17 protein-coding genes are annotated in these 18021 nt (G+C 71.8%); 12 read left to right on the forward strand and 5 right to left on the reverse strand.

What is annotated here, in order from left to right:
- Nucleotides 1–180 precede the first annotated feature (180 nt).
- From ACWCRD_RS28675 to ACWCRD_RS28690, 4 genes are all read left to right on the forward strand, one after another.
- Complete coding sequence (locus ACWCRD_RS28675; protein WP_390695622.1) at nucleotides 181–615, forward strand: DUF6643 family protein; 435 nt, start codon at nucleotides 181–183, stop codon at nucleotides 613–615.
- A 43-nt stretch (nucleotides 616–658) separates the two neighbouring features.
- Nucleotides 659–1486, forward strand: coding sequence for an MOSC domain-containing protein (locus ACWCRD_RS28680; protein WP_450968655.1), 828 nt, complete (start codon nucleotides 659–661; stop codon nucleotides 1484–1486).
- 227 nt (nucleotides 1487–1713) lie between these two features.
- Complete coding sequence (locus tag ACWCRD_RS28685; protein WP_450968656.1) at nucleotides 1714–2319, forward strand: Rv1733c family protein; 606 nt, start codon at nucleotides 1714–1716, stop codon at nucleotides 2317–2319.
- Between the two features lie 108 nt (nucleotides 2320–2427).
- The gene (locus ACWCRD_RS28690; RefSeq protein WP_450968657.1) at nucleotides 2428–4863 is read left to right on the forward strand and encodes a right-handed parallel beta-helix repeat-containing protein; all 2436 of its coding nucleotides are present in this window, start codon (nucleotides 2428–2430) and stop codon (nucleotides 4861–4863) included.
- Here the strand turns inward: ACWCRD_RS28690 and ACWCRD_RS28695 are convergent.
- Nucleotides 4833–7184: a hypothetical protein gene (locus ACWCRD_RS28695; RefSeq protein WP_450968658.1), complete on the reverse strand. Its 2352-nt coding sequence runs from the start codon at nucleotides 7182–7184 to the stop codon at nucleotides 4833–4835. The two genes, ACWCRD_RS28690 and ACWCRD_RS28695, sit on opposite strands and share 31 nt — an antisense overlap.
- A 277-nt stretch (nucleotides 7185–7461) precedes the next feature.
- Between ACWCRD_RS28695 and ACWCRD_RS28700 the strand changes: the two genes are divergently transcribed.
- Nucleotides 7462–8280: a DeoR/GlpR family DNA-binding transcription regulator gene (locus tag ACWCRD_RS28700; protein WP_450968659.1), complete on the forward strand. Its 819-nt coding sequence runs from the start codon at nucleotides 7462–7464 to the stop codon at nucleotides 8278–8280.
- Nucleotides 8281–8372: 92 nt separating this feature from the next.
- A complete protein-coding gene (locus tag ACWCRD_RS28705; protein ID WP_450968660.1) occupies nucleotides 8373–8849 on the forward strand; it encodes an SRPBCC family protein in 477 nt (158 codons plus the stop codon).
- 137 nt (nucleotides 8850–8986) lie between these two features.
- On the opposite strand, the gene ACWCRD_RS28710 is transcribed toward ACWCRD_RS28705, so the two are convergent.
- Entirely contained in the window at nucleotides 8987–10111 is a 1125-nt protein-coding gene (locus ACWCRD_RS28710; protein ID WP_450968661.1) for a PLP-dependent cysteine synthase family protein, read from the reverse strand.
- Nucleotides 10112–10439: 328 nt separating this feature from the next.
- Between ACWCRD_RS28710 and ACWCRD_RS28715 the strand changes: the two genes are divergently transcribed.
- Nucleotides 10440–10763 carry a hypothetical protein gene (locus tag ACWCRD_RS28715; protein ID WP_450968662.1) on the forward strand — a complete coding sequence of 108 codons (324 nt, stop codon included), beginning with the start codon at nucleotides 10440–10442 and terminating at the stop codon, nucleotides 10761–10763.
- 230 nt (nucleotides 10764–10993) lie between these two features.
- Nucleotides 10994–11524: an ATP-binding protein gene (locus ACWCRD_RS28720; protein WP_450968663.1), complete on the forward strand. Its 531-nt coding sequence runs from the start codon at nucleotides 10994–10996 to the stop codon at nucleotides 11522–11524.
- Nucleotides 11525–11726: 202 nt separating this feature from the next.
- On the opposite strand, the gene ACWCRD_RS28725 is transcribed toward ACWCRD_RS28720, so the two are convergent.
- From ACWCRD_RS28725 to ACWCRD_RS28735, 3 genes are read right to left on the reverse strand one after another with little or no spacing between them, the layout of a single operon-like run.
- Nucleotides 11727–14288 carry an ABC transporter permease gene (locus tag ACWCRD_RS28725; RefSeq protein WP_450968664.1) on the reverse strand — a complete coding sequence of 854 codons (2562 nt, stop codon included), beginning with the start codon at nucleotides 14286–14288 and terminating at the stop codon, nucleotides 11727–11729.
- Nucleotides 14285–15034: an ABC transporter ATP-binding protein gene (locus ACWCRD_RS28730; protein WP_450968665.1), complete on the reverse strand. Its 750-nt coding sequence runs from the start codon at nucleotides 15032–15034 to the stop codon at nucleotides 14285–14287. The genes ACWCRD_RS28725 and ACWCRD_RS28730 overlap by 4 nt, the downstream gene beginning before the upstream one ends.
- Complete coding sequence (locus ACWCRD_RS28735) at nucleotides 15031–15318, reverse strand: SHOCT domain-containing protein (protein ID WP_450968666.1); 288 nt, start codon at nucleotides 15316–15318, stop codon at nucleotides 15031–15033. The genes ACWCRD_RS28730 and ACWCRD_RS28735 overlap by 4 nt, the downstream gene beginning before the upstream one ends.
- Before the next feature lie 188 nt (nucleotides 15319–15506).
- Here ACWCRD_RS28735 and ACWCRD_RS28740 point away from each other — a divergent pair, with 188 nt between their 5' ends.
- From ACWCRD_RS28740 to ACWCRD_RS28755, 4 genes are read left to right on the forward strand one after another with little or no spacing between them, the layout of a single operon-like run.
- Nucleotides 15507–16076 (forward strand): TetR/AcrR family transcriptional regulator, encoded by a 570-nt coding sequence (locus ACWCRD_RS28740; RefSeq protein ID WP_450968667.1) that lies wholly within the window; start codon nucleotides 15507–15509, stop codon nucleotides 16074–16076.
- A gap of 12 nt (nucleotides 16077–16088) precedes the next feature.
- Entirely contained in the window at nucleotides 16089–16499 is a 411-nt protein-coding gene (locus ACWCRD_RS28745; protein ID WP_450968668.1) for a (R)-mandelonitrile lyase, read from the forward strand.
- 11 nt (nucleotides 16500–16510) lie between these two features.
- Nucleotides 16511–17095, forward strand: a complete 585-nt coding sequence (locus tag ACWCRD_RS28750; RefSeq protein WP_450968669.1) for a DUF4865 family protein — start codon at nucleotides 16511–16513, stop codon at nucleotides 17093–17095.
- Entirely contained in the window at nucleotides 17092–18000 is a 909-nt protein-coding gene (locus ACWCRD_RS28755) for a phosphotriesterase family protein (RefSeq protein WP_450968670.1), read from the forward strand. The genes ACWCRD_RS28750 and ACWCRD_RS28755 overlap by 4 nt, the downstream gene beginning before the upstream one ends.
- Nucleotides 18001–18021 lie beyond the last annotated feature (21 nt).

Below are 18021 nucleotides of genomic sequence, written 5' to 3' on the forward strand. Positions count from 1 at the left end.
AGCGGAGACCGACCCGCCGGTAACCCGCTCGGAGCTTGGCCTTTACAGGACCTGTACCTCGTTCGACGCCCTTTTTTGCCAAGTTCGCTCGCATTGGGGATCCCGCGTCACTGCGAACACTCAAAACAACCCTCTTATCGGTCTCCCCAACTAGCACATCGAGGGCTTAACTTATGAGCCATGACCTCCCCCCGCTCCACCTTCGGCGGCGGTTACTACTCCGCCTTCCCGGACACCCCGATCTACGACCGACTCGTCGCCGAGCGGGGCACCCCGCAGATCGCTCCGATCCGGGTCCCCGCCGCGTACGACGCGCCGGGCAGCTACCTGCCGGCCCTGCCGTCGGCCCTGCCCGCCCTTCCGGCGGGCCCCTCCCAGCCCTCCTACGGCTATCCGCAGGCGCAGCAGCCGGCTCCGCTGCAACAGGCGCCCGCGGCCTACATCCCCCAGCAGGCCACGGCGGCGCGCGGCTATCCCGGCCCGCAGCCGCCGCAGCCACAACGGCCGATGGCGGCCGGCACGGGCTACGAGGCGATGCGCCCCGCGGCCGCCCGGCCCGCCCCGGCTCCGTATCAGGACCCGTACAACAACCAGCAGCAGTACCGCGGCTACTGACCGCTCCTCCCCGGTCGTCACTGCCACCTGGCAGGATGGCCTGATGGGGAACGCGCTGCTGCAGTCGATTCACGTCCATCCGGTGAAGGCGTTCCGGGGCCTGGCGCCCCGGGAAGCCGTCGTGGAGCCCTGGGGGCTGGCCGGAGACCGGCGCTGGGTGCTGATCGACGACGGGGGAAAGGTCGTCACACAACGTCAGCAGCCGCGCCTCGCGCTGGCCGCCGCCGAGCTCCTGCCCGGCGGCGGTGTTCGTCTGTCCGCGCCAGGCATGGACCCGCTGACCGTGCCGGTACCCCGTGCGGTGGGCACGGTTCCGGTGGAGATCTTCGGCGACAAGGTCGAGGGAGTGCCCGCCGCGGAGGCGGCCGCGCACGCCTGGTGCAGCGCGTATCTCGGCATTGGTGCGCGCCTGGTGCACATGGACGACCCGGCCACGCGCCGGCCGCTCGACCCGGAGTACGCACAGCCGGGCGAGACCGTCAGCTTCGCCGACGGCTACCCGCTGCTGCTCACCACCGTCGCCTCGCTCGAGGCTCTCAACTCCCTGATCGCCCAAGGTGCCCGTTCGGCCGAGGGGCCTCTGCCGATGAACCGCTTCCGGCCGAACGTGGTGGTGGCCGGCACCGCCGCCTGGGCCGAGGACGACTGGTCCCGCATCGCGATCGGCGAGGTCACCTTCCGCGTCGCCAAGATCTGCGGGCGCTGTGTGGTGACCACCACCGACCAGAACAGCGCTGTGCAGGGCAAGGAGCCCCTGGCCACGCTGGGACGCCACCGCCGCATCGACGGCAAGCTGGCCTTCGGCCAGAACCTGGTTCCCCTCTCCCCCGGCACGATCCGGGTCGGCGATCCGGTGACCGTCCTCGCCTAGCCGACTCTCCAGCAGACGACTCTCGGACGGCTGCGCGGCGGCCCGTGGAGAAAGATCCGGACGAGGACCGGTGCGCGGGAACCCCCGTCGGGGGCCTGGGCGTTGAGTTTTCGTGAGAAGTTCATGAGAGGCCCCGGAGACAGGTGATTTCGATCTCTCTTTGACCGGGCCCGCGGGTGAACGGCTCCATCGGGGGTTATCACGGAGCGGGAAGGGGGTGCAGGACAGTGCGAGCAATCGGCGGACTCTGGCGCTGGCGGCACAATCCGCTGCGGCGCACGAGCGATCTGATCGAGGCGTGGGTGGCGCTGCTGGCGCTGCTGCTGATCCTGGCCGTCGCGCCCGTGGTCGGTTCCCTCGTCGGCGGCATCGCCGAGGACGCCCTGCAGCAGTCGGTCCGCGACCAGCGCACGGCCCGCCACCTGGTGACGGCCACCGTGGTGCGCAAACTGGACCGCTCCCCCCTGGACACCGACCCGGAAACGGCCTCGGCGCGGGACCTGCGCAGCCGCGTCGTCGCCGACTGGACCGCACCGGACGGCTCCCGCCACCACGGCGCGGCCCTGGCCCAGCTCAAGTCCCCGCACCACGGCGACCACTTCAAGATATGGACGGACCAGCACGGCCAGATGGTGGCCCGTCCCCTGGACTCCACGACGGCGACGACCCATGCGGTGCTCGCCGGGTTCGGTGCCGCCATATTCTCCGCGGGTGCCATCGAGGGCGCCCGGCGGCTGATCGTCTGGCGCATGGTCCGTCGCCGGTACGCCCGTTGGGACCAGGCCTGGGACCGCGCGGGCCCGGACTGGGGCAGGACCGGCACGGGCAGCTGACGGCCTTACGGCTCTGGTCAACCCACCGCCCGCGCGCACGCTACGGTGGACCGGCCGAACGCAATCGGCATCAACCCGCGTACCACGAGGTGGGGGCACAGCAACGCCATGGCACAGGGCACGGTCCAGGTGACGCACACCGGCACATCGCGGTGGCGACGCCGCACGGGTGAGTACGCATCGCTCGCCGCCGCCCTGGAGGCCGCAGCCGACGGTGACGTCCTCACCGTCGCGCCCGGTACCTACCGGGAGAACCTCGTGGTCCAGCGGTCGGTGACGTTGCGGGGGCCCGAGGGCTCCCCCGGTTCGGTGCGGATCGCACCGGTGGACGGGGTGCCGCTGACCGTGCGTGCCTCGGCGGTGGTCCAGGACCTGCATGTGGAGGGGCAGGACGCCTCGGTGCCCGCCCTGCTGGTCGAGGAGGGCACTCCGGAACTGCTGGACGTTCGGATCATCACCCGCTCCGCGGCCGGAATAGAGGTGCGCGCAGGCGCGCGTCCCACCGTGCGACGGTGCACCGTGGACAACCCGGCCGGCATCGGCATCGCCGTACTCGACGGCGGGGGCGGGGTGTTCGAGGAATGCGAGGTCGTCGCCGCCGGTCAGTCGGGGGTCGCCGTCCGCGGCGGTGCGCACCCGCGCCTGGAGCGGTGCCGGATCCATCACGCCTCGGGCGCGGGGTTGTCGGCGACCGGGGAGAACTCCGCGTTGGAAGCGGTGGGTTGCGAGGTGTACGAGGTGCGGGGCAGCGGCGTCCAGGTCACCGGCCGGGCCACCGCGCACCTGACGGACTGCGATGTGCACCGCACCACCGCGGACGGTGTCACGCTGGACACGGACGCGGTGCTCACCCTCGCCGACTGCCGCATCCACGACATCCCGGAGAACGCGGTCGATCTGCGCTCGCGCTCCGTGCTCACCCTGACTCGCACGACGGTGCGTCAGTTCGGGCGCAACGGCCTGTCGGTGTGGGATCCGGGCACGCGCGTGGACGCCAACCAGTGCGAGATCTTCGACAGCACGGGTGACTACCCGGCGGTGTGGGTCAGCGACGGCGCCACCGCCGTGCTGGAGTCCTGCCGGGTGCACGACGTGCCGGACGCCCTGTTCGTCCTGGACCGCGGCTCGCGCGCGGACGTCGTCGACAGCGACCTGACCCAGGTCCGCAACACGGCGGTGTCGGTGAGCGACGGCGCGACCGCGCAGCTCGACGACTGCCGCATCCGGGACGCCGCGACCGGCGCCTGGTTCCGAGACCACGGCAGCGGCGGCACCCTGAGCAACTGCACCATCGACGCCACCCAGACCGGCGTGATCGTCACCAAGGGCGCGGATCCCACCATCGAGCGCTGCACGATCGACTCCCCCGCCGAGGCGGGCTTCTACGTGTCGGCGGGCGGCCGGGGCAGCTTCGTGGGCTGCCGGGTGACCGGCAGCGGCGGCTACGGCTTCCATGTCATCGACGGCAGCCGTACGACGCTGCGCAAGTGCCGCACGGAGCGGTGCGCGCGCGGCGGCTACGAGTTCGCGGACGGCGGCGAAACGGCCCCCGGTTCGGGCCCGGTCGTCGAGGACTGCACCAGCGACGAGAGCGCAGGCCTCAGGTCGCCCGCGGCCCGTGAGACCGCCGTACAGCAGACCGCTCAGTCACCGGGCCTGCTGGGCGCGATCCCGGGGCAGCGCAGCACCGAGCAGGAGCCCCTGCTGGCCGCCGCGCAGCCCGAGCAGTCGGCACGGACGCCGAAGGCCGTGCTGGGTGAACTGGACGCGCTGGTGGGTCTGGAGAGCGTCAAGCGCGAGGTGCGGGCGCTCACCGACATGATCGAGGTGGGCCGGCGCCGGCAGCAGGCCGGCCTCAAGGCGGCCTCCGTCAAGCGGCATCTGGTCTTCACCGGCTCCCCCGGCACCGGCAAGACGACCGTGGCCCGGCTGTACGGCGAGATCCTCGCCTCGCTCGGTGTGCTGGAGAAGGGGCATCTCGTCGAGGTGTCACGGGTCGACCTGGTCGGCGAGCACATCGGCTCGACGGCGATCCGAACCCAGGAGGCCTTCGACAGGGCGCGCGGCGGTGTGCTGTTCATCGACGAGGCGTACGCGCTGTCACCGGAGGACTCGGGCCGGGACTTCGGCAAGGAGGCCATCGACACGCTGGTGAAACTGATGGAGGACCACCGGGACGCAGTCGTGGTGATCGTCGCGGGCTACACGGCCGAGATGGAGCGGTTCCTCTCGGTCAACCCCGGTGTGGCGTCCCGTTTCTCACGGACCATCACCTTCAGCGACTACGAGCCCGACGAACTGCTCAGGATCGTCGAGCAGCAGGCCGACGAGCACGAGTACCGGCTGGCGCCGGGCACCGCTCAGGCGCTGCTGAAGTACTTCACGGCACTCCCGAAGGGCCCGGCGTTCGGCAACGGCCGGACCGCACGCCAGACCTTCGAGGCGATGGTGGAGCGGCATGCGGGCCGGGTCGCCCAGGTCGACGAGCCGAGCACGGACGATCTGACCCTGCTCTACGCCGAGGATCTGCCCGAGTCCCCCTGAGGTACCGGCCCGGGGCGTGGCCCGGGTAGCTCCGAGCGCAGGCGGGACAGGAGCCGTTCCCGCTCCTCGGCGAAGGCCGGATCGGCCTGGTAGTCGCCGTGACCGAGGATCGGGGCGGGCAGCGGGTGCTGTGCGGTGCGGCCGTAGGCGAGGGGGTCCTTCAGGGGTGCGCGGTCCACTTCGGGGCCGCAGTCCCCGGACAGCCGGACCGGGCCACCGATCGGGTCGGTGAGCCGGTAGAGGTTGCGCCAGCAGTCGACGTCGTGGTGCAGGGAGCTGAGGGCGGCGGGGCCGAAGTGGGCCGGGAACCAGCGGCCGTAGAGGCGCTCGAGCGGGGAGCCGTAGGTCAGCAGGGCGACCCGACTGCGGACGGACGGCTTCAGCTGCCAGGCCGCGGCGGCCGCGAGCACGCTGCCCTGGGAGTGCCCGGAGAGGACGAGGCGGCCGCCGGTGGCGCGCGTCCAGGTCGCCATCCGCCAGGTCAGGTCCGGCACCGCGCGCTCCGCGTAGCAGGGCGGGGCGAAGGGGTGGGCGGCGCGCGGCCAGAAGGTGCCGACGTCCCACAGGATGCCGATGGTGCGCCGGGCGGAGGCGTCCTTGTAGGCGCGCCTGCCCCAGGTGACGAAGAGTATGAAACCCAGGCCGATCAGCCAGGAGCCCAGCGCCTGGGCGGTCTGTGCGGCGCCGTGCACGAAGGCGAAGGCGTGCTGGGCGGCCTCACCGGGCGCCTGTTCGGTGATCTTCGCACCCAGGAGGGCTCCGGCGCCCAGCAGCAGGGTCGTGGCGGAGGTGACGGCGACGACGAGGGGTCCGCGGTCGGTGAGTGCGGCCAGCGCGCGGGTGGTCGCGATGCGTCGGGTGCGCGCCGTGTCCTTGGGTTCGCCGGGGTAGTCGAGCTCGACGGTGCCCAGTTCGGTGCGGCGCAGCAGCCAGGCCCGCCGGCCCAGCCCGGCGCAGAACACGAACAGGACGAGGAGCAGCACGGGGATCACGGACGCCTGCCAGGTCAGCAGGACCGGCGGGCCGTCGATGGAGGTGCCGGTGCCGTCCAGCCAGTCGGACACCCGCTGGGAGACACCACCGGACATCACCCCGCCCAGGGCGCAGGCCAGCATGGCGACGGCGGGTCCGCCCTGGCCGCGCAGCACGGTCCGGGCATCGGGGTGGCTGCGGTACAGCAGGTGGGCGACCAGCGCGAGGGCGATCACCAGTAACCCCTGGACCAGGGCGAGGGCGCCGAAGGTGGTGCCGCCGCCGGGGAGCAGACCGGCCGACCGCCAGCCCGGGCGCTCCCAGCCGGCGTACACCGCGCACAGCAGCAGCAGGAGGAGCGCGGTCAGCGGCAGGCGTCGTACGAGATGCTCGTCGAGTTCCTGGTCGACGCGGTTCTCGGTGCGTCCCCGGCGGCAGACCACCCACACCACGACCACGGCGGTGGCGACGAGCGCGGTCTCCAGGAGCCGGCCCACGGTGTCGAGTGCCGCCGGGCCGCCGGGCCTGCGGTCGAAGCGGGCCGCGGAGGATGCGACCGCCGCGGCCACCGTCAGCAGGCCCGCCGCAGTGTGCGCGGCACGCAGCCGGGCGACCAGCCGGCGGCCGTACCAGAAGCCGGGCCGGCCCAGCGCGGTGTGGCCGGTGTCCTCGTCGGGTTCGGGCCGGCGGTCGATGGGCTGCTGGGACTCGTACGCGCTCCAGGTGCGGTGGGAGAGGTACCAGAGCAGGGCGGTGAGCGCTGCGGGCACCAGGGCCGCGACGGCGAGTCGCCGTCCGGGCCTGCTCCACCAGCCGTTCTGCGACGCCTCGGGCGAGAGGAAGCCCAGCCAGGAGTGCCGCTCGGCGCACGCGCGCGTGCCCGCGCACTGCCAGACCGCCAGGTCAAGGGCGACCTCGCAGGCGGCCGCGACCAGCAGCACCGTCAGTGTCAGGCCCGCCAGGCGTACGAGCAGGCCGTACAGGCGGACCGTGCGTCGGTGGCCGCGCGCGGTGGGCCGCATCCAGTGGGCGAGGTTGACCACCATGAACGGCAGGAGCAGCAGCCACAGGGCCCGCGCGCTGTTGCCGGAGGTGAGATTGCACCAGACGTAGGCCTCCGGCACCGGTCTGCCGCGGTAGGCCTCGGGTCTGCTCTCCGCGTCGACGTCCTCGGCGCGCCGGAAGACGGCAGCCGTGTCGTCGCCGGTGATCCGCACCGTGCGCGGATCACCGAGCATCTCCTGGGGCGTGGTGCCGCCCACGCCGTGGACCAGGAGTTCCAGGGCGATTGCGGATCTCTCGGGTCCCGGGACGGGACCGCTGGTCGGGACACGTTCCACTGTTCGCACTTCCCCCGTGACGCGCCGTCTTCTTGTCACCGTGCGGGCACAAGGATCTCTGCTCCGGCGGGGCTGTACACCCGTGAACACGCAATCTCCCCGATCCGGGTGATCTGCGGGGAACAGAAGGGGCATTGGTGACATGCGCGCGTCGGGCAGGTGGCGTCATGGGGGCCCACCCGTGCAAGGATGGGGGGTCCGCGCACCGGGGCAGGTAAGAATGTCCTTGTCGGAGCAGGTGCGCAGGGCGTGTCGGACGGCTTGAGGCGAAAGGACCGGAGCGTACGTGAGCGAGAATCAGAACCTCCTCGCGGAGCAGCGGCGCGCCCTGATCCTGGACGAGGTCCGGCGCCGGGGCGGGGTCCGCGTGAACGAGCTGACCCGCAAGCTCGGCGTGTCGGACATGACGGTGCGCCGCGACCTGGACGCGCTGTCCCGCCAGGGCGTGCTGGAGAAGGTGCACGGCGGCGCGGTGCCGATCGTGGAGGCGAGCACGCATGAGCCGGGCTTCGAGGCCAAGTCGGGCCTTGAGCTGACGGCCAAGGAGGACATCGCCCGCTCGGCGGCCCAGCTGGTGGCGCCGGGTACCGCGATCGCCCTGTCGGGCGGTACGACGACGTATGCACTGGCCCACCATCTGCTGGACGTGCCGGACCTGACCGTAGTGACGAACTCGGTGCGGGTGGCCGATGTCTTCCATGCGGCGCAGCGCACCTCCGGCCCCCGGCAGGGTGCGGCCACGGTGGTGCTGACCGGCGGGGTGCGCACGCCCTCCGACTCGCTGGTGGGCCCGGTGGCCGACCAGGCGATCGCGGCGCTCCACTTCGACGTGCTGTTCCTCGGTGTGCACGGCATATCGGTGGAGGCCGGGCTGTCGACACCGAACCTCGCGGAAGCCGAGACCAACCGGCGCCTGGTGCAGTCGGCGCGGCGGGTCGTGGTGGTCGCCGACCACACCAAGTGGGGTGTGGTGGGCCTGAGTTCGTTCGCGGCGCTGGAGCAGGTCGACACGCTGGTGACGGACGCGGGCCTGGCGGGCGACGCGCGCGAGGAGATCTCCGAGCATCTGCGCCGGCTGGTCGTGGTGGGCGAGTCGGAAAGCTGACCCCTCGGGGCGCTGCTGACATCTGACGGGTCGCCAGCTATCGTGACGTCGCCCAGGTCAACCACCCTTCTCCGTCAAGGGGGTTCGCGCTCATGGCCCACCGTCTGCGTCCCGTCGGGCTCGACTTCGTCGACACCGCACCCGTGCGTCTGGTCTTCGCCCAAGAGGTGTCCGCGACCCCCGAGGCGGTCTTCCACGCCCTCAACGACGATGTGCCGGGGTGGGCGGAATGGTTCGCGGCCGTCACACACGCGCGGTCCCTCGACGGCGGCGCCGGGCGCGACATCCGGCTCAAGGGCGGCGGCCGCTTCCGGGAGACGGTCATCGCGGCGAAGGAGGCGGAGGTGTACGCCTACCGGGTCGACGTCACCAACGCACCCGGCGCCCGCGCCCTCGCCGAGGAGTGGCGACTGGTACCGGCCGGGACGGGCACACGCGTCCAGTGGACCTTCGCGGCGGACGGCACGGCACCGTTCCGCTTCGTGGTGAAGGCGGCGCGGGCGGGGCTGGGGCGGGCCTTCCGGGACGCGGTCGTCTCGCTGGACCGTCGGCTCGCCCGCCAGGGCTGAGCAGTTCCGGCAGCGTCCAGAAGGCGCGCGGGGCTGTGGCGATTTGCGGCTCCGCCGCGCGGACGCGACCAGCCACGACGAAGCCGCAGACGCTGAAGACGAAGCCGCAGACGCTGAGCAGACGTCCGGCACAGCGCTCAGCAGGGCCAGACGCCGGTCTCCAGCAGCGCATCGATCGCTGCCGCGTACGGCTCAATCTCCAGCCCCTGCTCAAAGAGCCACGCATCCGAGTAGTACTTGTCCAGGTACCGGTCCCCCGGATCGCACAACAGCGTCACCACGCTCCCCTGCCGTCCCTCGGCCACCATCTCGGCGACGATCTTCAGCGCGCTCCACAGTCCGGTGCCCGTCGAGCCGCCCGCCTTGCGGCCGATGGCCCGCTCCAGCGCCCGTACGGCGGCGACGCTGGCCGCGTCGGGCACCTTCATCATCCGGTCGATGGCGCCCGGCACGAAGCTCGGCTCCATCCGGGGGCGGCCGATGCCTTCGATGCGCGAGCCGCAGTCATTGGTGACGTCCGGATCGCCGGTGGTCCAGCCCTCGAAGAAACATGAGTTCTCCGGATCTGCCACACAGATGCGGGTGTCGCGCTGGGTGTAGTGGACGTAGCGCGCGAGGGTCGCCGAGGTGCCGCCGGTGCCCGCCGTCGCCACGATCCACGCGGGCTCCGGGAACCGCTCCAACTCCAGCTGACGGAAGATGGATTCGGCGATGTTGTTGTTGCCGCGCCAGTCCGTGGCCCGTTCGGCGTAGGTGAACTGGTCCATGTAATGGCCGCCGGTCTCCACCGCGAGGCGGGCCGATTCGTCGTACATCTTGCGGGAGTCGTCCACGAAGTGGCACTGCGCGCCATGGAACTCGATGAGGCGGACCTTCTCGGCACTCGTCGTGCGCGGCATCACGGCGATGAAGGGCACCCCGATCAGCTTCGCGAAGTACGCCTCGGAGACGGCCGTCGAGCCGCTGGACGCCTCGATCACCGGGCGGCCCGGCCGGATCCAGCCGTTGCACAGTCCGTAGAGGAAGAGCGAGCGGGCGAGCCGGTGCTTGAGGCTGCCGGTCGGGTGGGTCGACTCGTCCTTCAGGTACAGGTCGATCCCCCACTTCTCGGGCAGCGGAAAGCGGAGCAGATGCGTGTCGGCCGAGCGGTTGGCATCGGCCTGGACCTTGCGGACGGCTTCTTTCAGCCAGTCGCGGTAGGCGGCGTCGCTGTGGTCGACATCGAGGGTTTTGCCGGTCCGGGTCTGCTGGGAGGTGCTCACGACGGGTGCTCCTTAGGCTGTGCGCCGACGGCGCACAGCGCGGCCGACACACCGATCATAAACACCTTCCGCACGCTTCTCACCTGCATAAACGCACCTTTGAGGACCCCAAAGGACACCCTGGGGCCGGTAGTCGGGCGAAGGTGGGGGCGCATTCGCGCGAGTGCTCCGGGCACTCGCTCCGAGCGTGTCGTGCGTACTGGTGCCAGACGTCGGGTGGGGGCAGACTGCACCGAACGGGGGCGCACACTGGATCACGAGACGAGCTGGATCACGACCACACAGGGCACGGTCCAGCGCACCGGACGGCCACAAGGGGGCGGGCGGCATGGCGGAGCCGGAGTTCACGGCGACGGGCGTGCGGATCGGCAAACGGCTGCGTTCGCTCACCCGGGCCGGGCAGGTCCGGATCAGCGACGGCAGACTTGCGCTGCTCACCAGTTACGGCACCGAGATCGACAGCGCGCCGGTGCAGACGGTGCGCGCCTCCAAGCCCTGGTTCGCCGCGGAGGACCGAGCGCTCGCGGACCTCAACGGCAAGCGGTACCTGCTCACTCTGGGCGAGCACGACCCCGCGCCGGGCGAGCCGGGGCCGCCCGCGGCGCGCCGCTTCATCGAGGCCGTACGCAAAGCGGCGGGGCGCGGCGGCTGACAGGACCCACAGGACGGCGGCGGGCTCGCCCCCGCGTGGTCGGGGCAACCGATGGCGAGTTGCGGTCCCGCGCCCCCTGGGTCACGCTGTTCACACGTCACTCTGGGTTTACCGGCGATAACGCTGCGAACCAGCCCGCCGGGCACGACGGCAGGTGGCCAGGCCCTCAGGCACCTGCTGGATCCGTACTCCGTGTTCTTCCGGACCTCTTAAGTCGGGGAGTCGCAGCCGTGATCAGTCACCCAAGCAGGCACTGCACGGTAGAGCTGCAAGCCCTGCCGTCGCGGATCGGCCAGGTCCGCAGAATCGTCTCTGCGCAGTTGCGCTACTGGCATCTGGACGCCCTCATCGACCGGGCCGCGCTCGGTGTGACGGAGCTGTTGACCAACGTCCATCTGCATGCCCAGCCCGACAAGCTGTGCACCGTGGAGATAGAGCTCGTGCTGGACCGGCTCATGGTCTCCGTGCACGACCACGACCCCCGCCTGCCCGAGGTGCGGGACGTCGAAGCCTCCGCCACCACCGGGCGCGGGCTGGCCATGGTGGCCGCGGTGAGCGAGAGCTGGGGGGCGCGCCCGGACGGCGACTCGGGCAAGGTCGTCTGGTTCGCTCTGCCCACCACACCCGCTCCGGTGGCTGCCCCGGCCCGCCCTCCGCGCCGTACGGCCGACACGCCGGCCCGCCGACTCGTGGAGCTCGAGCACGCGGCCGACAGCCACAGGTCCACGCACGCTCCCGCCCGGTCCGCCGTTCCCGGCTGACCGGGCGGTGACATTGGGTCGGTCGTGCAACTCTTTCGGGTCGGTCGCCTTCGGAGCGCCTAAGCCGGTGTCGAGAGACCGACGCGCCCCTGCGGCTCCCTCCCGGCCGGTGTCCGGCGGTGCAGTGGGCGTTGCAGGGCCTGTGCCGTGAGCCGGTCGGCCATTGGGCACGGCCGCTGACCGCCTTGTTGCCGGGCGTCGGTCACTCCGTGGCGATGGCCCGCAGGACGTCCAGGCGTGCCGCTCGTCGGGCCGGGCGCAGGCCCGCCAGGGCGCCGGCTGCCAGGCCCACCAGGGCCACGATCGCGAGTTGCGTGGGTGGGATCGCGAAGGCGAAGGCGCTGTCGCTGGCGCCGTCCGAGGCCTTGACCAGGACCCAGCCGAGGAAGGCGCCGAGGCCCAGGCCGCCGACCGTGCCGAAGGCGGCGACGAGGACCGACTCCCAGCGGACCATGGCCCGCAGTTGGGGGCGGGTCTGGCCGACGGCCCTGAGCAGGCCCAGTTCGCGGGTGCGTTCGTGGATCGCCAAGGTCAGGGTGTTGGCGATGCCGAGCAGTGCGATGAGGACCGCGAGGGCGAGCAGGGCGTAGACGAGGGTCAGCATCATGTCGATGCCGCCGGCCGAGGACTGCGCGTACTCGCTGCGGGTCTGGACCTCGGGGTTGCCGTAGCGGTCGGCGACCCTCTGCACGGCGGCCTTGCCCGCGTCCGTGCTCACCCCGTCCTTGAAGGAGACGGCGACCAGAGTGTCGGAGTCCTGGGTGCGGTGCGGGGCCCAGGCGGCTCGGGTGATGACGTAGTCCCCGGCGAGTTCGGACCGGCCGTAGACCGCTCGGACGGTGAAGGTCTGCTTCTTGCCGTCGGTGAAGGCGAGTTGGGCCTTGTCGCCGGTGGACAGGTGTTGTTTCTTGGCTTCCGTCCTGGTGAGGGCGAGGCCGTCGGCGCCGAGGGCGCGGAGTGAACCGTCGACCTTGCCGAGGTCGAAGGTGCGCTCCAGCGCGACGGGGTCGGTGACGGTCAACGCCCGTCCCCTGCCGTCGACTTTCGCCACTCCGCGTCCCAGGCCCACGGCCGTGTCGACCTCGGGGAGTTGTTGTACCGCGCCTGCGAGCCGGGGGCTCAGGCCGCTGCCGCCCGCGCCGAATGACGGTGTGCTGACGGCGACGTCGCCGGCGAAGGACCGGGACACGGTCTGGTCCATGGTGGCCTTCAGCGAGGCGCCGAAGACGGTGAAGAGGGAGACGACGGCCACGCCGATCATCAGGGCGCTCGCGGTGGCGGCCGTCCGCTTGGGGCTGCGCAGGGCGTTGCGGCGGGCGAGGCCGCCGGTGACGCCGCGGAGTTTGTCGAGGGGGCCGCCGAGGATGCGTACGGCCGTGGTCGAGGCGACCGGGCCGAGCACCACGAACGCCACCAGGGCCAGTACGGCGCCGAGTCCCGCCATCCAGAGGGACGGTGAGACGAGCACTCCGCTGAGCGTGGTGGCCACGGCGAGGGCGGCCAGGCCCAGGCCGGTGACGGCGCGGGTGCGGGAGGCGCCGGAGGTGTCGACGGCCGTCTCGCGCAGCGCGGCCAGCGGGGCGGTGCGGCCGGCGCGTGCGGCGGGCAGCAGCGCGGAGCCCAGGCAGACCACGATGCCGACCGCGAGCGGAAGCGTCATGGACAGGCCGCTGATGACCAGGTTGCCGTTGGGGAAGGGGAATCCGATCGCCGGGAACAGGGCCTGCAGTCCGGCTGCGATACCGATGCCGCCTGCGAGGCCCGCCGCCGAGGCGGTCACGGCGACGACGGTGGCCTCGGTCAGGGTGGTGGCGGTGACCTGGCGGCGGGAGGCGCCGAGGGCGCGCAACAGGGCGTTCTCGCGGGTGCGTTGGGCGACGACGATCGCGAAGGTGTTGTGGATGGAGAAGGTCGCGACGAGGAGGGCGATGCCGGAGAAGACGAGGAGGAAGGTGGTGAAGACGGTCAGGAACTGGCTGGAGATCATGTCGGTGTTCTCCTGGGCCGAGGCCTGACCGGTGATGGCCTCAACTCCCTTGGGGAGTACGGGGGTCAGGCGGTCGACGAGTTCCTTCTCGCTGAGGCCTGGGCCCGCCCGCACCTTGATGCTCGCCGCCTCGCCGGGGCGGGCGGTGAGGTATTTCTCGGCGTCGGCGCGGGTCATGCCGGTGAAGGTCACCTGTGCCATGCCGTCCTCGCCGCCGAAGGTCGCCAGGCCGACGATGGTCACCTTGACCGGGTCGGGGGTTCGGAGGGTGGTGGTGTCGCCGATCTTCAGGTTGCCCTTCTTGGCGGCGCCGCGGTTGACGACGACCTCGCCGGACTTCTGCGGGGCGCGGCCCTCGGCGAGCCGGTAGGGGTTGAGCTTGGCGTCGGGGATCCAGTTGCCGGCGAGGGTGGGCGGGCCCTTGCCGCCGATGGGCTTGCCGTTCTTGCCGACGAGCTGGCCGGCGCCCTCGATGTCGGGTGCGGCGGCCGCGACCCCGGGCACCCGTTCGAGGGTGTTCACCAGAGCCGTGCCGACCGGCCGGCGCACGCCCTGGCTCTCACCCGGTGTGGTGATGGCGTCGGCGCTGCGGACGACGGCGCCCGTGCCGCTGGTGGCGTTGCCGAACATCGAGTCGAAGCCGGCGCGCAGCGTGTCGCCCATGACGAGCGTGCCGGCCAGGAAGGCGACGCCGAGGAACACGGCGAGAAAGGTGCCGGCGAAGCGCCGCTGGTGGGCGCGCAGGGAGGACACGCTCAGGCGTACGGAGGCGTTCATGAGGGCACCTCGAAGGCTTTCATGCGGTCCAGGACCCTGTCGGCGGTCGGGGATTCCATACGGTCGACCAGGCGTCCGTCGGCGAGGAAGACGACCTCGTCGGCGTGGGCGGCGGCCACCGGGTCGTGGGTGACCATGACGACGGTGCGGGAGGTCTGGCGCACGGCGCGGCCGAGCAGGCCGAGGACCTCCTCGCCGGAGCGGGAGTCCAGGTTGCCGGTGGGCTCGTCGGCGAAGACGACGTCGGGCTGCCCGGCGAACGCCCGTGCCACGGCGACGCGTTGCTGCTGGCCGCCGGAGAGTTCGGCGGGCCGGTGGTGGAGGCGGTCACGCAAGCCGACGACGTCGATCAGCGCCTCGATCCACTCCAGGTCGCCGCTGCCGCCGGAGAGGTCCAGCGGCAGCGTGATGTTCTCCGCGACGCTCAGCGTCGGCACCAGGTTGAACGCCTGGAAGACGAAGCCGACGCGGTCGCGGCGCAGCAGGGTCAGGCGGCGGTCGTCGAGACCGCCGAGGTCGGTGTCCCCGATGTACGCGGTCCCCGCGCTGAGGGTGTCGAGGCCGGCCGCGCAGTGCATCAGGGTCGACTTTCCGGAGCCCGAGGGCCCCATGACCGCGGTGAAGCGGCCGGCCGGGAAGTCGACGCTCACCCCGTCCAGGGCCCTCACCTCGGTGTCGCCGCGGCCGTACACCTTCACGGCGTCGACGACCCGGGCGGCCGTGCGGAGGGCGGTCGTGGTGGTCACGCGGCACCGCCCTTGGTGCGGCCGAACTGCTCGTCGAGCACGGACAGTCGGCGCCAGTACTCGTCCTCGTCGATCTCACCGGAGGCGAAGCGGCGGCCGAGCACGGCGAGCGGCGAGTCGCCGGAGGGGCGCGCATCGTCCACGGCCCGCCAGGGTCCACGCCGACCACGCCACACGGTGCGGCGCAGGACGGTCACGACGCCGATCACGACGGCCGCCCAGATCAGCGGGAAGAAGAGGATCCACGGTCCGGGGCCGCCGTGCCAGTCTGCGAAGGTCTGCATCTCGGGTCATCTCCCAGGCGGGTCTGTGGTGCGTCTTGTGGTGATGGCTCGAGACTCCCGCCGGGGAGGGGTCGGGGTCGTCCTACGGCCAGCGGCAGTGCGTGTACCTCCCGGGGAGTAGGCGGAGTCGCGGCCGCTGCTCCCAAAAGGGCTCGACTTCTGTAACTACTAGTATGTACACTCAGTGCATGAGCACCTCGGGAAGCACCTCGGACCGGCTGATCGAGTCCACCCGCGAGCTGCTGTGGGAGCGCGGTTACGTGGGCACCAGCCCCAAGGCGATCCTGGAGCGCTCGGGCGCCGGACAGGGCAGCATGTACCACCACTTCAAGGGCAAGCCGGATCTCGCCCTGGCGGCGATCCGGCGGACGGCCGAGGAGTTGCGGGCTACCGCCGAGGGAGTACTGGGCGGGCCGGGAACGCCGTACGAGCGCATCGAGGCGTATCTGCGGCGCGAGCGTGACGTGTTGCGCGGCTGCCCCGTCGGACGGCTGACGATGGATCCGGACGTCATCGCCAGCGACGAGCTGCGCGCGCCGGTCGACGAGACGCTCGACGCGATCCGGGAGTTGATCGCCGGGATCGTCGAAGAGGGCAAGGAGCAGGGGCAGTTCGCCCCCTCGCTGGACGGCGAGGAGATCGCCGCGACCGTCCTCGCGACCGTCCAGGGCGGTTATGTCCTCGCCCGCGCCTCCGGCTCCCCCGCCGCCTTCGACGCCGGCGTGCGAGGGCTGCTCTCCCTTCTCGCCCCGCGTTAGGAGTTCAGGTCCGTGCACATCACCAGGAAGCGCCCCGACACCCGGCAGGGCCCGGCGGACAACTTCACCGGCTCGGTCTGGCTCGACGAGATAGCCGCGCCCGCGGCCCCGTCGCGGCTGCGCATGTTCAACGTCCACTTCGCGCCCGGCGCCCACACCGCCTGGCACCGCCATCCGCGCGGTCAGGTGCTGCACGTCCTGGAGGGTGAGGGACTCGTGCAGCGCAAGGGCGGCGCGCCGGAGTCGATCCGCGCGGGCGACACCGTGTGGATCGAACCGGACGAGTGGCACTGGCACGGCGCCGGGCCGCGCACTTTCATGACACATCTCGCGGTCGTCGAGGCCGCCGAGGACGGCACCACCACGGAGTGGGACGCGCACGTCGGCCCCGAGGACTACCCCGCGAACGGCCCTTCTGCCTGAGGAGGCATCCGATGCACGCCATGCAGTACGAGTTGACGCTGCCCGCCGACTACGACACGAGCATCATCCGCGGCCGGGTCGCCCGTATCGGGCATCTGCTGGACGACTGGGAGGGCCTGGGCTTCAAGACGTATCTCCTGCGGGAGCGCGGCGTGAACGGCTCACCGGTCAACCAGTACGCGCCGTTCTACCTGTGGAACACCGTGGAGGGCATGAACACCTTCCTGTGGGGCGGCGCCTTCCAGGGGCTCAGCAACGACTTCGGGCGACCCTCGGTGCGGCAGTGGACCGGCCTGGCGTACGAGGAGGGCGGAGCGCCTCGCTCACCGGCGCGGTTCGCGGTGCGGCGGCGTCAACCGGTGCCCGAGGGCGTGGTGTTGGCCGACGTCATGGCGGACGCGGCGCAGGAGACCGTGCGGCTGGCCGGCGAGGACGGCGCGGTGCTTGCGGCGGCGGCCGTGGACTCGAGCCGCTGGGAGCTGGTCCACTTCTCGCTGTGGGAACACGACACGCCGAAGGCCGACGGCGATTTGTTCGAGGTGCTGCACCTGTCGGCGCCGGGGCGTGAGAGGCTGCCGCGCGGGCGCCAGTGGTGAGCAGCGTCCGTACGGTGCTGGGGGACGTACTGCCCGAGGACCTCGGGGTGTGCGACGCGCACGACCATCTCTTCCTCAGCAGCCCGCAACTGCCCGGCCAGGAGCTGAACGACGGCACCGCCGCGCGGGCCGAGTTGGAGGCGTTCCGTGCCGCGGGCGGGGCGAGCGTCGTCCAGTGGACGCCTCTGGGAATGGGGCGTCGGGCCGCCGACCTGCCCCTCCTCTCCCGGGCGGCCGGTGTGCACGTGGTCTGCGCGACCGGACTGCACCAAGCCGCCCATTACACACCGGAGTTGCTCGACGAGCTGCGCGGCGAACTCGCCGACGTGTTCGTCGCCGAACTCACCGAAGGCATCGGCACGTCGGGCGTTCGCGCCGGCCTCGTCAAGGTGGCGGGCGGCTTCCACGCGCTCGACGCGCACGCCCGCTGGACCATGACCGCGGCGGCCGAGGCCCACCACGCCACGGGGGCGCCGATCGCCGTCCACCTGGAGCTGGGCACGGGCGCACTCGACGTACTGGACCTGCTGTGCGGCGAGTTGGGCGTCCCGCCGCAGCGCGTGATCCTCGGCCACCTCAACCGCTCCCCCGACCTCGTGGTCCAGCGCCAGGCCGCGGAGGCGGGCTGCTGGCTGGCCTTCGACGGCCCGTCCCGCGCCCATCACGCCACGGACTGGCGCATGCCGGACGCGGTACGGGCCCTCGCCGAGGCGGGTTTCGGCCACCGGCTGCTGCTCGGCGGGGACACGGTCGTCGCAGGGGCGCGGTCGGTCGACGGCGGCCCGGGGATGCCGTATCTGCTGCGCAGGATACGCCCGCGGCTCGCGCGGGAGCTGGGCGAGGAACTGATGAACCGCGTCCTCACGGACAACCCCGGCCGGGCGTTCGCCGTCGAGTGGCGCTGAGCGGAAAGGATCACCGCCGCA

The sequence above is a fragment of the Streptomyces sp. NPDC002092 genome, from assembly GCF_053593775.1.